General features: G+C 62.8%; 13 protein-coding genes. 5 read left to right on the top strand and 8 right to left on the bottom strand.

What is annotated here, in order from left to right; genetic code table 11:
* Positions 1 to 64: 64 nt before the first annotated feature.
* From ORL50_RS05070 to ORL50_RS05060, 3 genes are all read right to left on the bottom strand, one after another.
* Positions 65 to 1717, bottom strand: coding sequence for a collagen-like triple helix repeat-containing protein (locus tag ORL50_RS05070; protein ID WP_266010686.1), 1653 nt, complete (start codon positions 1715 to 1717; stop codon positions 65 to 67).
* Positions 1718 to 1969: 252 nt separating this feature from the next.
* Positions 1970 to 2824, bottom strand: a complete 855-nt coding sequence (locus ORL50_RS05065; protein WP_266010684.1) for a MaoC family dehydratase — start codon at positions 2822 to 2824, stop codon at positions 1970 to 1972.
* Between the two features lie 2 nt (positions 2825 to 2826).
* Positions 2827 to 4179, bottom strand: a complete 1353-nt coding sequence (locus ORL50_RS05060; RefSeq protein WP_266010682.1) for a 3-oxoacyl-ACP reductase — start codon at positions 4177 to 4179, stop codon at positions 2827 to 2829.
* A 120-nt stretch (positions 4180 to 4299) separates the two neighbouring features.
* Here ORL50_RS05060 and ORL50_RS05055 point away from each other — a divergent pair, with 120 nt between their 5' ends.
* Positions 4300 to 5577 carry an acetyl-CoA C-acetyltransferase gene (locus tag ORL50_RS05055; protein WP_266010680.1) on the top strand — a complete coding sequence of 426 codons (1278 nt, stop codon included), beginning with the start codon at positions 4300 to 4302 and terminating at the stop codon, positions 5575 to 5577.
* Between the two features lie 188 nt (positions 5578 to 5765).
* Positions 5766 to 6659: a PA4780 family RIO1-like protein kinase gene (locus ORL50_RS05050; protein ID WP_266010678.1), complete on the top strand. Its 894-nt coding sequence runs from the start codon at positions 5766 to 5768 to the stop codon at positions 6657 to 6659.
* A 148-nt stretch (positions 6660 to 6807) separates the two neighbouring features.
* Here ORL50_RS05050 and cueR read toward each other — a convergent pair whose 3' ends face one another.
* The 3 genes from cueR to ORL50_RS05035 all read right to left on the bottom strand — a co-directional run bounded on the left by cueR (position 6808) and on the right by ORL50_RS05035 (position 10169).
* Positions 6808 to 7245 (bottom strand): Cu(I)-responsive transcriptional regulator, encoded by a 438-nt coding sequence (gene cueR / locus ORL50_RS05045; RefSeq protein WP_266010676.1) that lies wholly within the window; start codon positions 7243 to 7245, stop codon positions 6808 to 6810.
* A complete protein-coding gene (locus ORL50_RS05040) occupies positions 7242 to 9635 on the bottom strand; it encodes a heavy metal translocating P-type ATPase (RefSeq protein ID WP_266010674.1) in 2394 nt (797 codons plus the stop codon). Before ORL50_RS05040 ends, cueR begins: the two co-directional genes overlap by 4 nt.
* 150 nt (positions 9636 to 9785) lie before the next feature.
* Positions 9786 to 10169 (bottom strand): hypothetical protein, encoded by a 384-nt coding sequence (locus tag ORL50_RS05035; RefSeq protein ID WP_266010672.1) that lies wholly within the window; start codon positions 10167 to 10169, stop codon positions 9786 to 9788.
* A 149-nt stretch (positions 10170 to 10318) separates the two neighbouring features.
* Between ORL50_RS05035 and ORL50_RS05030 the strand changes: the two genes are divergently transcribed.
* Positions 10319 to 10516 (top strand): heavy-metal-associated domain-containing protein, encoded by a 198-nt coding sequence (locus ORL50_RS05030; RefSeq protein ID WP_266010670.1) that lies wholly within the window; start codon positions 10319 to 10321, stop codon positions 10514 to 10516.
* Positions 10517 to 10609: 93 nt separating this feature from the next.
* Positions 10610 to 11806, top strand: a complete 1197-nt coding sequence (locus tag ORL50_RS05025) for a multidrug effflux MFS transporter (RefSeq protein ID WP_266010668.1) — start codon at positions 10610 to 10612, stop codon at positions 11804 to 11806.
* Between the two features lie 8 nt (positions 11807 to 11814).
* On the opposite strand, the gene ORL50_RS05020 is transcribed toward ORL50_RS05025, so the two are convergent.
* Positions 11815 to 11985 carry a hypothetical protein gene (locus tag ORL50_RS05020; protein WP_266010666.1) on the bottom strand — a complete coding sequence of 57 codons (171 nt, stop codon included), beginning with the start codon at positions 11983 to 11985 and terminating at the stop codon, positions 11815 to 11817.
* Between the two features lie 137 nt (positions 11986 to 12122).
* Positions 12123 to 13136, bottom strand: a complete 1014-nt coding sequence (locus ORL50_RS05015; RefSeq protein WP_266010664.1) for a zinc-binding alcohol dehydrogenase family protein — start codon at positions 13134 to 13136, stop codon at positions 12123 to 12125.
* A gap of 112 nt (positions 13137 to 13248) precedes the next feature.
* Between ORL50_RS05015 and vimR the strand changes: the two genes are divergently transcribed.
* The gene (gene vimR / locus ORL50_RS05010) at positions 13249 to 14178 is read left to right on the top strand and encodes a transcription regulator VimR (RefSeq protein ID WP_266010662.1); all 930 of its coding nucleotides are present in this window, start codon (positions 13249 to 13251) and stop codon (positions 14176 to 14178) included.
* Positions 14179 to 14278 lie beyond the last annotated feature (100 nt).

Raw genomic sequence — 14278 nt, 5'->3', positions numbered from 1 at the left:
TCTTCCGCCTTCAACCAAGCGTAGGCGCTGTAGATAAGGCCGTCGAATCGGCCGGGTGCAAAATCTAACGGTTCTTGCCGCTCAATTTGCCGGTGAGGCCGCCCAGCAAACCACCGAGACCACCGGTGGCGCCGCCCTCGGCTGGCGCGCCATTGACCAGGCCGCCAACTGCGCCAACGGTGGCGCCCACCGTGGTGACCGTGTTGCCGACTGCTGCCACGACCGGGTTAGGCGTGCTGGTAGCGATCGCCGTGCCAAGGTTGCTGACCGCGCCGCCTACCTGGTTGGTCAGCCCGCTGACCGGTGCGCCGAGACCGGTCGCTGCGCCGACGTTCTGGGTCAGGCCGGTGACGGCGGTGGTGACCGGATTCAGGCCGGTGCCCACCGCAGTGCCGAGGCTCGCCAGAGGCGCGGTGGCTGCCGTGTTGGGGGCACCGGAGCCGCCCAATACAGTGTTGACCGACGCCACCAGATTGCCTGCCGCCACGGCTGTCACACCCCCCGCACTGACCACGCCACTGGTGCTGCCGGCGTTAAGCCCACTGCCGACATTGACCACCGCGCCGCCGACGGTCTGCAGCAAACCAGTGCCGCCCAAGGCGCCACCCAGGCCACCGCCGGCGCCTGAATCGGTGCCGTTGGAAACCAGCCCGCCGACTTTGCCGACCGCTGTGCCGGTGTTGCTCAAGGCGCCGCCGACAGTGTTGGTCAGGGCATTGCCGTTACCGGCCAGAGTGACTTTGTCGCCCAAACCATTCACGGTGTCGCCGACTTTGTGCACGATGCCTTTTAGCGGATCACCGAGCCCGGTGGCATCGCCGATCTTGTTGGTGGTGGTCTCGACCATGGCGATCACGGGGACGAGCTTGCTCCCGACTTCCTTGGTTACCGTTCCTAGCGGGCCAGTGGTGGTGGCAGTGCTCAGGGTATCCCCGAGCATGGTGACTTTTTCACCGACGCCGTCCAGCACGGGAGCGACTTTGGTGACCACGCCGCCCACCACCGGGATGCTGCTGGTGGCGGTGGCGAGCTTGCCGCTGACGTCGGAGACGCCATTGCCGACATCCTGCACCACGCCGCCTACCGATGCCGCCGTGACGCCCAGCCCATTGGGGTCGGTATCGAGTTTGCCGATGCCATTGGCGACGCCGTCACCCAAGGTGCTGACGACATTGCCGGTGGTGTTGACTGCGCTCTGCACCACGCCGCCGACCACGGGCACGCTGCCCAGGCTGTCGCCGACCTGGCCAACTCCATCGCCTACGCCGCTGACGGTTTTGCCGACGTCCTGGACCAGGGTGGTGGTCACCAGCGGAGTGACGCCGGGGTTGGTCGGATTGGTTGGATCGGTCGGGTCTGTAGGGTTGGTCGGGTTGGTCGGGTCAGTAGTGCCGCCACCGGTACCGCCTGTGCCTCCGGTTCCCCCCGTGCCGCCGGTGCCTGCAGTGTTATCGCCACCGGTGCCACCCGTTCCACCAGTACCTGCGGTGCCGTCGCCAGTACCACCGGTCCCGCCAGTGCCTGCGGTGCCATCACCGGCGCCGCCGGTTCCACCAGAGTCACCCGCGCCGCCGGTTCCGGCGCCTGCGGTGCTGTCGGGGGATGAGCTGTCGGAGCTGCTGTGATGACCGCCGCCGCCGCTGCTGCAGCCGGTCAGGCCGAGGGACAGGGCGAGCGCCATGGCGATTGCTGATTTGCACCAAACTTGGGTTTTCATGAGAGGTATTCCTTGCACCTGTTACAACGATCGTTGTCTTCGATGGCTCGCCGGTTTCTGTTGCCGGCAATGCCTTCGTCCGTTGTAGACATGACAGTCGCAAGGGGGCGCCAATACCATTCTCCAGTTGGTATTAACGCCTTGTGTAGGGGGAATGATTGATTGATTTAATGTGTTTTAAATCAAAGGCTTTGCTCAGATTTGCAGGGTTCATAAACCTTAGTGATATATACAATTGGAGGCGCTTCGTCCTCAAGCAATCGGTGACCAACGCCCCATCATATGCTCCAGCTCCCCAGAGCCCAGCAGCTGAAAATCCCCGCTCGATCCCGCTGCACTCGCCAGCAACGTCACCTCGCTGGGCAGGCGCACCGGTTTCATGAATTGCACGGCAATCTCTACATTCGCAGCCGGCAAATGATCGGCAAGCGCCGCCAGGGTCCTGGCCTTGTTCCACAAGCCATGGGCAATCGCGGTGGGAAAGCCGAACAGTTTGGCGCTGGCCGCGCTCAGGTGGATCGGGTTGTAGTCGCCGGAGACCTTGGCGTACTGCCGGCCAATGTCCGCAGGTGCTTGCCATTGCGCTACTTGAGTCAGCGGCAACGTGGACGCCAGCACTTCATCCACCGGTTCGCCTTCGAGTTTGACGCCGCGACAGAGCATCCGGCTTTCGGCTTCCCATAACGGTCCGATTTGATCATCCAGGGTGGTCACCAGATCGAACGTGGCACCCTTGGCGTGGGGCTGCAGGTTCTGCACTTGCACGCTGACCCGCACCCGGCCGACGCCGCCCATCGGGCGCAGGACGCGGATGCGATTGCTCAAGTGGATCAGCCCGAGCAACGGGAAAGGAAACTCCTTGGCTGTCAGCAGTTGCATCTGCAACGCGAACGCGAGGACGTGCGGATAGGTGGGCGGCAGCAGGGCGTTGTCGGCGAAACCGCAGACTTTGCGATAGGCCGCCAGGCGCCCGGCGTCAACATCGACCCAGCTGCGCAATCCGCAGTCAGGCAGGGTGGTGCCGGTGATTTTGCGTCGAGTGGCGGCCCGGATGTAGAGGTCCGTCAGGCTCGGGTCGCGCTCGAGTGTGTGCCAGTCGGTCGTCATGTCTAGGCTCCCAGAACGCTTTGCCCGCAGACTCGCAGCGCCTGCCCGGTGAATGCCCCGGTGCCAGGCTGGGCAAGCCAGGCGACAGCTTCGGCAACGTCTTGCGGCAAACCACCCTGGCCCAGCGAACTCATGCGGCGCCCGGCTTCGCGCAGGGCGAAGGGGATGTGCGCGGTCATCTGGGTTTCAATGAAGCCGGGTGCCACGGCATTGATGCTGATGCCGCGTTCCTGCAGCAACGGCGCCCAGGCTTCTGCGAGACCGATCAGCCCGGCCTTGCTCGCGGCGTAATTGGTTTGCCCGCGGTTGCCGGCGATGCCGCTGATGGACGCCAGCAGAATCACCCGGGCATTGTCGCGCAATGTGCCGTGGTCGAGCAGTGCCTTGGTCAGCACTTGCGGGGCATTGAGGTTGACCGCCAGCACTGCATCCCAGAATTCCGGCGTCATGTTGGCCAGGGTTTTATCCCGGGTGATGCCGGCGTTGTGCACCACGATGTCGATGCCATCGGGCAGTTGCTCAATCAGTTGCGCAGCAGCGTCCTCGGCACAGATGTCCAGGGTAATGCTGCGCCCGCCGAGGCGCGCGGCGAGGGCTTCAAGATCGGATTTGGCTTGTGGCACATCCAGCAGCAGCACTTCGGCGCCATCACGGGCCAGGGTTTCGGCAATGGAGGCACCGATGCCCCGTGCCGCGCCAGTGACCAGCGCCTTGCGCCCGGCCAGGGGGCGAGTCCAGTCGGTCACCGGGGTGTCGCACGCGGCCAGGCGGATGACCTGGCCGGAGATGAACGCGCTTTTGGGCGACAGGAAGAACCGCAGCGGACCTTCCAGCTGGTCCTCGGCTCCTTCGCCGACGTAGATCAGTTGCAGGGTGCCGCCGCTGCGCAGTTCCTTGGCCAGCGACCGGCTGAAGCCCTCGAGTGCGCGCTGGGCGCTGGCGGCAAACGGGTCGCTCAAGCCTTGTGGCGAGCGGCCGAGAATCACCAGATGCGCGCTGTGATCGAGGTTTTTCATCAGTGGCTGGAAAAACTCACGCAATTGCTTGAGCTGGTCGGTGTGCACCAGGTCGCTGGCATCGAACACCACGGCCTTGAGCTTGGAACCATGCCCGGGGATCCACGGGGTGGCCATTGACGGCTCGGTGCCGTAACCGTAGATCGCATCGGTCAGGCGGTTAGCGAAAGCACTGACTTTCTCCGCCAGCGGGCCGCCGCCAATCAGCAGTGCCCCTTCGACCGGACGCAGCCTGCCAGCTTGCCAGCGCTCCAGGCGCACCGGCGACGGCAGGCCCATGGCACCGACCAGGCGGTGGCCGATGGATGAATTGGCGAAGTCGATATAGCGGTCTGACATGGAACGCACTCCGGTAGCTGGGGTTCAAAGTGTGGACCATGAATGGCGATCAGTCGTTCGATCCACGAGATAAGGCCTACGCTTGCCGTTTGAATTGGAATATTTCATCAGGAGCTTTTCATGACTCAACTGCGTCGTGTCGCGATCATCGGCGGTAACCGAATTCCCTTCGCTCGCTCCAATGGGCCCTACGCCACAGCCAGCAACCAGGCGATGCTCACCGCTGCCCTCGAAGGGCTGATCGAGCGCTACAACCTGCACGGCCAGCGGATCGGTGAGGTGGTTGCAGGGGCGGTACTCAAGCTGTCGCGGGACATGAACCTGACTCGTGAATGTGTGCTCGGCTCGCGCCTGTCTCCCCTGACCCCGGCCTACGACATCCAGCAGGCTTGCGGCACCGGGCTGGAAGCGGCATTGCTGGTGGCCAACAAGATTGCTCTCGGTCAGATCGATTGCGCGATTGCCGGGGGCGTCGACACCACTTCAGATGCGCCGATCAGCGTCAGTGAAGGCCTGCGCCGAATCCTGCTGCAAGCCAATCGCGGCAAGACCACTGCCGACAAACTGAAAACCTTCCTGCAGTTGCGCCCGCAGCACCTGATTCCCGAGTTTCCGCGCAATGGCGAGCCGCGCACCGGCTTGTCCATGGGGCAACACTGCGAATTGATGGCGCAGACCTGGAACATTCCTCGCGAAGCCCAGGATCAACTGGCCTTGGAGAGTCATCGCAACCTTGCCGCTTCGTACAGCGAAGGCTGGCACAACGACCTGATGACACCGTTCCTCGGGCTTACCCGCGATAACAATCTGCGCCCCGAGCTGACCCTGGAAAAACTGGCGGCGCTGAAACCGGCCTTTGAAAAAAGCGCCAAGGGCACCCTGACCGCAGGCAATTCCACGCCGCTGACCGATGGCGCTTCCCTGGTGCTGCTAGGCAGTGAGGAGTGGGCCAAGGAGCGCGGCTTGCCGATCCTGGCCTACTGGCGCGACGGCGAAACCGCTGCGGTGGATTTCGTCAACGGCGCCGAAGGCCTGCTGATGGCTCCGGTGTATGCCGTGCCACGCCTGCTCGCGCGCAACGGCCTGACGCTGCAGGATTTCGATTACTACGAGATCCACGAAGCGTTCGCCGCCCAAGTGTTGTGCACCTTGAAGGCCTGGGAAGACCCGGAGTACTGCAAGACTCGCCTGGGCCTCGACGCCCCATTGGGCGCTATCGACCGCAGCCGGCTCAATGTCAAAGGCAGTTCCCTGGCGGCCGGACATCCATTCGCCGCGACTGGCGGGCGCATCGTCGCCAACCTCGCGAAGCTGCTGGATGCGGCGGGCAAGGGCCGTGGCCTGATCTCGATCTGCGCAGCGGGTGGGCAAGGTGTAACGGCGATTATCGAGCGTTGATAAGCCCGCGCGCCGTTGAAAAAACCGCCAAATACGGCCAAATTGACGGCGCAGAATCGGCACATTGTGTGCATCTTTAGGCAGATAGCAGCGTTCATAGGTCGGCAACCCCTCCCACCGGCGAGTGGATTGCCGTATAACGAATGACTTTCGCGTGTTTGGTAATAAAGGACCCACAATAAAAGCTGATGAAGACTCCAAAACGCATTGAACCCCTGATCGAGGACGGTCTGGTCGACGAGGTGCTGCGCCCACTCATGAGTGGTAAAGAAGCAGCTGTTTATGTGGTGCGCTGCGGCAACGAGTTACGTTGCGCGAAGGTCTACAAGGAGGCGAATAAACGTAGTTTTCGTCAGGCGGCCGAATACCAGGAAGGCCGCAAGGTACGCAACAGCCGTCAAGCCAGGGCCATGGCCAAGGGCTCGAAGTTCGGCAAGAAAGAAACCGAGGACGCCTGGCAGAACGCTGAAGTGGCGGCTCTGTTTCGTCTGGCCGGTGCTGGCGTGCGGGTTCCCAAGCCGTACGACTTCCTCGAAGGCGTGTTGCTGATGGAACTGGTGGCCGACGAGTACGGCGATGCCGCGCCGCGTCTTAACGACGTGGTGCTGGAGCCGGACCAGGCGCGCGAATATCACGCGTTCCTGATCTCGCAGATCGTGCTGATGTTGTGTACCGGCCTGGTGCACGGTGACCTGTCCGAGTTCAACGTACTGTTGACCCCGACCGGCCCCGTGATCATCGACTTGCCACAGGCAGTGGACGCGGCGGGGAACAACCACGCGTTCAACATGCTGGAGCGGGATGTCGGCAACATGGCCTCTTATTTCGGGCGGTTTGCCCCGGAGTTGAAGAAGACCAAGTACGCCAAGGAGATGTGGGCCTTGTACGAAGCCGGCACCTTGCACCCGGCCAGCATCCTGACGGGCGAGTTCGACGAGCCGGAAGAGTTGGCTGACGTTGGCGGCATCATGCGCGAGATCGAGGCCGCACGCCTGGATGAAGAGCGCAAGCAAGCGGTGCGCGCGGCAGATGACGCGCCACCGAACAAGGCCGAAGAGCCGCCTCCACCCTGGATGCAGTAATCGGTTGATGAAAAACCCGGCTTCGGCCGGGTTTTTTGTATCCACCCTATCTTGTGGGAGTAAGGCTTGCCCGCGATGGTCGTTAACGATGACGCGGGTTACCTGATGCCCCGCTGCGCCCTCTGGTTTTTCGCGAGCAGGCTCGCTCCTACAGGGGAGCGCGCGGTCCCGTTGTGGGATGGGCAGGTTCGCCGCAGCAGCCCGACGCCAGGTTCTTGAGGATCGGGCAGTCGGGGCGCTGGTCGCCCTGGCAGTGTTCCACCAGATCCTGCAGGGTGTCGCGCAACTGGCCGAGCTCGCGGATTTTCTGGTTCAGCTCATCGATATGCTGGCGGGCCAAGGCCTTAACATCGGCGCTGGCCCGTTGGCGATCCTGCCAGAGGGTCAGCAGCTTGCCGACCTCTTCCAGGGAGAACCCCAGGTCCCGGGAACGCTTGATGAATGCCAGGGTGTGCAGGTCGTCGTCGCCATACACGCGGTACCCGCTGTCAGTGCGATGCGCAGCTTTGAGCAGGCCGATGGATTCGTAGTAACGGATCATCTTGGCGCTCAGGCCACTTTGGCGGGCTGCTTGGCCGATGTTCATCGGTTGTCCTCCAGGTCCTTGGGCTTCCAGGTTTTCAACAGTAGCGCATTGCTGACCACGCTGACGCTCGACAACGCCATCGCAGCACCCGCCAGCACCGGATTGAGGAAGCCGAAGGCGGCCAGGGGAATGCCGATCAGGTTGTAGACGAAGGCCCAGAACAGGTTCTGCCGGATCTTCGCGTAAGTCTTGCGGCTGATTTCCAGCGCTGCCGGCACCAGTCGCGGATCGCCGCGCATCAGGGTGATACCGGCGGCGTGCATCGCCACGTCGGTGCCCCCGCCCATGGCAATGCCGATGTCCGCAGCGGCCAGGGCCGGTGCATCATTGATGCCGTCGCCGACCATGGCCACGACTGCGGTTTTCTTCAGCTCGGCGACGGTGGCGGCCTTGTCGGCTGGCAGCACTTCGGCGTGGACATCCTGGATGCCCAGTGCGTCGGCGACCACTTTGGCGCTGCCGCGATTATCCCCGGTCAGCAGGTGGCTGCTGATATTGCGCGCGCCGAGTTGTTGCACCGCCTGCAGGGCACCCGGCTTGAGGGTGTCACCAAAGGCAAACAGGCCCAACACTTGCGGTTCGGGGCTTTGCTCGATCAACCAGGACAGCGTCCGGCCCTCGGTTTCCCAGGCGCTTGCCGAGTCAGCCAGGGAGCCCGCCTGCAGGCCGGTCTCCTCCAGCAGGCGTCGATTACCCAGGGCCAGGCGTCGCCCTTCCAGCGAGCCGGCAATGCCGCGCCCGGTCAGGGACTGGCTGTCGGTGACATCGGCGACACTCAGCCCGCGCTCGGCGCACGCATCCAGCACCGCTTTGGCCAAGGGGTGCTCGCTGCCTCGCTGCAAGGCGCCGGCCTTTTGCAGCAGCGCATTTTCATCGTCATCGATGGCGCTCAAGTGCGCAATTCGCGGAGCGCCCGACGTCAACGTGCCGGTTTTGTCGAACACCACGGCGCTGACTTCATGGGCGCGTTCCAGCGCCTCGGCATCCTTGATCAGGATTCCGTAACGCGCCGCGACACCGGTACCGGCCATGATTGCCGTGGGAGTGGCCAGGCCGAGGGCGCAAGGGCAGGCGATCACCAGCACGGCGACCGCGTTGATCAGCGCCGTTTCGATGGGCGCCCCGTAAAGCCACCAGCCCACCAGCGTTGCCAGTGCAATCAGCAGAACGGTCGGGACGAAGACCTGGCTGACCTTATCCACCAGTTTCTGGATCGGCGCCTTCGCCGCCTGGGCGTCTTCCACCAGGCGGATGATGCGCGCCAGCACGGTTTCCGCGCCCAATGCCTGGGTGCGCACCAACAGCCGACCCTCGCCGTTGATCGCGCCACCGGTGACCTTGTCGCCCGGCTGCTTTCGCACCGGCAGGCTTTCGCCGCTGATCAGCGCTTCGTCCGCGTGGCTCTGGCCTTCAATGACTTCGCCATCAACCGGAAAACGTTCGCCGGGCTTGACCAGCACCAGGTCATCCAGGCGTAGGGCACTGATGGCGACGTCCTGCTCACGACCATCGATCACCTGGATCGCCCGCTCGGGGCGCAGGGCTTCGAGGGCGCGGATGGCGCTGGCGGTCTGGCGCTTGGCGCGGCTTTCGAGGTATTTGCCCAGCAGCACCAGGGCGATCACCACCGCCGAAGCCTCGAAGTACAGGTGCGGCATGCGCCCGGCAGCGGTGGCCCATTCGTAGATACTCAGACCGTACCCGGCGCTGGTGCCCAGGGCGACCAGCAGATCCATGTTGCCCGCACCTGCGCGCACCGCCTTCCAGGCCGCCACGTAGAAGCGTGCGCCGAGGATGAACTGCACGGGAGTGGCCAGGGCGAATTGCGCCCAGGCCGGGAGCATCCAGTGCACGCCGAACGGCTGCAGCAGCATCGGCAAGACCAGCGGCAGGGCGAGTGCCATGGCCAGGATCACGATCCAGCGTTCGCGGTGCAGGCGCTGCTGTTGATTATCGGTGGTGGAGTGTTCGACCTCCCAGACGCTGGCCGAGTAACCGGCCTTGCTGACGGCCTCGATGAGGATTTGCGGGTCGACCTGGCCCAGTAGTTCCAGGTGCGCACGTTCGTTGGCCAGGTTGACACTGACGCTCTTCACTCCCTGCACCTTGGCCAGCGCTCGTTCGACGCGACCGACGCAGGAGGCGCAGGTCATGCCTTCGATACTCAGCTCCAGGTTTTGCTGGGGCACGCTGTACCCGGCCTGGTGCACGGCGTCCATCAACGCCGACAGGCTGTCTCCGGGCGCCTGCACCCGAGCCTGTTCGGTGGCCAGGTTCACGCTGACAGCGCTGGCGCCCCGCACTTTGCTCAAGGCGCGCTCGACCCTCCCGGCGCAGCTGGCGCAGGTCATGCCGGCAATCGGCAGGTCGAACGTAGTGGTCTCGCTCATGTTCACGCTCCCTGTAGTGGATGCCTACAGGATCAACCTTGCCATGCTGGCAAGGTCAAGCGCCAATATCATCTGGAACCCGTAGGAGCCCGACTTGCCAGCGATGGCGATTTCATGGCCGCCATCGCCCGCAAGCCGGGCTCCTGCGATTTAATAATCCAACGCAGCAGGCTTGAGATACATCCCTTCCTGCGTCATCGCAATGCGGAACTTCAACACATCCCCGGCCTTGAGCGTGATGGTTTGCGAGCCCGGTGCAAGCATGCCCGGATTGCAGCCCGGGGCCTGGCCCGGCAGCAGCTTCAGGCGCAGGGAAACATTACCCGGCGGCAAATTGAATGAAGTGCTCTGCTCCTGGAACAGCCGCGCAGACAGCTGGTCTTGCAGGTACACACCAATTTCGCAGTTGGTCGACACTTCCAGGCGCTCGCGGGAAATAATCAGCACCCCGTAGTCCTCCCCGGCAGCATTGGCCGAAGGCAGGGCCGCGAAGAGGCCAAGGAAGCCAAACAGGCTGAGAGCTGACCAGCGCATGGCTGAATCTCCTGATGTCCAAGTCATTGATACTCGCAGCTTGGCCGAGCGCGGCGGCGATTGCCAGCCCGGCCGTTCACTTCAGAACTTGACCTTGCCATGGTGGCAAGCTCAAGACTGGTCGCAATCTCATCAACAGGAGTCATCCCATGCAAGTGTTCAACGTTCAAGGCATGTCCTGCGGTCATTGCGTCAAGGCCATTACCCAGGCATTGCAGGCCAAGGATCCGGCGGCCAGTGTACGGGTCGATCTGGGCGCCAAAGAAGTTGGAGTCGAGAGCAAACTGTCGACTGAAGAAGTGCTCGCCATCATCATCGAGGAAGGTTATGCAGCGAAGGTCGCCTGAGGTTTTTATTAGTTAGCGACCTATCGGAATGTTCAAGGCGTCCATGCGCGGCTAGACTGTGGGACTGCTGACCTCTGTCCAACTGGATGCCTGATGAACTTCCGTACCATTTTGATTCTCGGCGCCCTTAGCGCGTTTGCGCCGCTGGCGATCGATTTTTACCTGCCTGCTTTCCCAGCGATGGCGCTGGCTTTCGGCACCGATGAACAACACGTTCAAGTGACACTGGCTGCCTACTTTTTGGGGCTGTCGATCGGTCAACTGGTCTACGGCCCGATTGCCGACCGTTTTGGCCGGCGGGTGCCATTGCTCACTGGCGTGGTGTTATTCACCGCTGCTTCATTGGCCTGCGCTTTTGCGCCTAACCTCGAGTGGCTGATCGGCGCGCGCTTCATTCAGGCGCTCGGCGGTTGCGCAGGCATGGTGATCTCCCGGGCAATCGTCAGCGACAAGTGCGATGCGGTGGGCTCGGCCAAGGTGTTTTCCCAGCTGATGCTGGTGATGGGTCTGGCGCCGATTCTGGCACCGATGCTGGGCGGACTGCTGGTCAATACCACTGGCTGGCAGTCGATCTTTCTGGTGCTGACCGGTTTCAGTGCGCTGGCGGCAGTCGCCGTGGCATTGGGGTTGCCGGAAAGCATGCCGGCCAATATGCCGCGTCAACCGCTCTCGGGCTCGTTGCGCCAGTACGGCCGGCTGCTTGCGGACCGGGTATTCCTCGGCCACGCCCTGACCGGCGGTATCGCCATCGCCGGGATGTTCGCTTACATCGCCGGCTCACCTTTCGTCTTCATCAAGCTCTACGGAGTGCCGGCCGAGCATTTTGGCTGGCTGTTTGGCACCAATGCGGCGGGGTTCATCCTGGTCGCGCAGGTCAACGCCCGGCTCCTGGCCAAGCGTGGACCGGCATTCCTGCTGGCTCGCGCGGTATGGGTATACCTCGCGGCAGGCGTGGCGCTGCTGGCGGTCAGTGCACTGCACACGGAAAAACTGTGGCCGCTGCTGATTCCCTTGTTCATCTGCATCGCCAGCCTGGGCTGCATCCTGCCCAATGCCTCGGCCTGTGCCATGAACGGGCAGGGCGCCCGCGCCGGCAGCGCGTCGGCACTGCTCGGCTGCCTGCAATTCAGCGTCGCCGCCGGCGCGGCTTCCCTGGTCGGTATTTTGTACGACGGCACGGCCATGCCGATGGCCTTGGTCATCAGCCTGTGCGGGGCACTGGTGGTGAGCGTCGCAATGCTCACCCGTCGATTGCAAAATGCCCGGGCGCTGGTACAAGCCCAGGTTTGAGGTCGGACTCAGCCAGCAGCACGCTGCTGTTGGTCGGGAAATTGATGGAGAGCGTGCAGCCGCGCTTCCAGCGTTCTGGTAAAGGCGCGCGCTTCGGCCTCACTGCGGAATGTCACGGCATGTTGGTCCAGACGGACCTGCCACTGGGATCGGGCCACTTCTTTTATCAGGATCTTCATTACTGACCTCCTATAAGTAAAAGATTTGCCTTGCAGAGCCCTCGATTGTAGACCCGATCAAGGTCGTAATTGTGACAACGGTCAACTCTCGGACTGACGGTGTCGCCCATGTCCGGACCACACCGTCGCGGCGCCCTCTAGAAGCCTTCCAGGACAATTTTGCCTTTCGCTTTGCCGCTCTCGAGCAACTCATGGGCGCGTCGCAGGTTCGCCGCGTTGATGCTGCCGAAGTGCTCGCCAACCGTGGTTTTCAGCGTCCCGGCATCGATCAGCTGGGCCACGCGGTTGAGCAGTTTGTGTTGTTCGATCATGTCGGCGGTTTCGAACAGCGAGCGGGTGTACATGAACTCCCAGTGCAGCGACAGGCTCTTGCGTTTGAGCTTGGTGATGTCCAGCGACTTCGGATCATCAATCAGCGCCAGTTTGCCTTGCGGCGCCAGGGCCTCTACCAGTTGGTCGAGATGCTGGTCGGTCTGGGTCAGGCTGGCAACGTGGGTCACCTGCTCCACACCGGCGCGCTTGAGTTCCTCGCTGAGTGGTTGGCTGTGGTCGATCACCAGGTCTGCACCCAGCTCACGCACCCAGGCTTGGGTTTGCGGGCGGGAGGCGGTGCCGATCACCTGGAGCCCGGTCAGCTGGCTGGCGAGTTGGGTAAGGATCGATCCGACTCCCCCGGCCGCACCCACGATCAGCAGGCTCTGTCCGTCCGCAGATTGGCCTTCGCGTACCTGCAGGCGCTCGAACAGCAACTCCCAGGCGGTGATGGCGGTCAATGGCAGGGCGGCGGCTTCGGCAAAGCTGAGCGTTTTCGGCATATGGCCGACGATGCGCTCGTCCACTACGTGCAATTCGCTGTTGCCGCCTGCGCGGGCAATGGAGCCGGCGTAGAACACCTTGTCACCGGTCTTGAACAACGTCACTTCACTGCCGACTGCCTTGACCACTCCGGCGACATCCCAACCCAGCACTTTGGCCTCGCCGTCTTGCGGCTGGACGTTCTGTCGGACCTTGGTGTCCACCGGGTTGACCGAGATCGCCTTGACTTCGACCAACAGGTCTCGGGGACCGGCAACCGGTTCTGCCAGCTCGATGTCTTGCAGGGAATTGGCGTCGCTGATCGGCAGGGAAGCGTAGTAGGCAATGGCTTTCATGGAGCACTCCAACATTGGGATTTGATGGAGGAGATGATTGGCTATTTCTACCGAAGATAAAACCCGCTAAAAGAGCAGTCTCTTTCAATATTTTTTTGATAATAGGCTGCGAATGCTCCGTTTTGATGACCTGCAATTATTCGTTCGGGCCGCCGACCTGGGGAGCCTGTCAGCGGCCGCCCGGGGCATGGACATGTCAGCCGCAGTGGCCAGCGCGGCGTTGAAGCGAATCGAACGGCAGCTCGGCGCCCGGCTGCTCGCCCGCTCCACCCGCAGCTTGCGCCTGACTGCCGAGGGCGAAGGTTTTCTCGAATACGCCCGCGCGGCGTTGAGCAATATTGATGAAGGTCGCCGCCTGCTGGCCAGCGGGCAGGATCAGGTCAGCGGAGTGTTGCAGCTGTCGGCGCCATCGGACTTCGGCCGAAATGTGCTGTTGCCCTGGCTGGACGATTTTCAACGCGAGCACCCCAAACTCACAGTGCGCCTGCTGTTGGGGGACCGTATTGCCGATCTGTTCCGCCAGCCGGTGGATATCGCCTTGCGCTACGGTGAGCCGGAGGACTCAAGCCTGATTGCGTTGCCCATCGCCGCGCACAACCGTCGCGTGTTGTGCGCGGCGCCGAGTTACCTGGCCAGGCATGGCGAGCCGCGCCAACTCGAGCAACTGGCCCAGCATAATTGCCTGTTGTACATGCTCGGCAGTCGCGTCCACGACCACTGGAGTTTCCATGACGGCAAGCGCGAGGTCGGCCTGACTGTCAGCGGTGACCGCTTCAGCGACGATGCCGACGTGGTGCGCCTGTGGGCGCTGTCGGGGGCGGGCATCGCCTATAAATCCTGGCTGGATGTTGCAGCAGATGTCCTGGCTGGACGGTTGAAGATCCTAATGCCAGAACTGACCTGCGAGCGCGCTTCTCTGAATCTGTTGTGCGCTCATCGCGCACAATTGAGTAAGCCTGTGAACCTTTTGCGAGAAATGCTCGCCAGCCGATGCGCGCAATTGAGCAGGCAATTTCCCGGATTATCAGGAGCAGGGCATTAATCGCTCGAAATTAGAGAAATTTCCTTCAGGAACTATCACCTTCGAGGCTTTCCTGCAGGGGCGGGGACGGCACTCGACAGGCTTATACTGAGGGCCGTCA

The sequence above is a fragment of the Pseudomonas sp. RIT-562 genome (assembly GCF_026241895.1).
Classification (GTDB): Bacteria; Pseudomonadota; Gammaproteobacteria; order Pseudomonadales; family Pseudomonadaceae; genus Aquipseudomonas; species Aquipseudomonas mandelii_F.
This window is presented reverse-complemented; position numbering and strand designations above follow the sequence as displayed.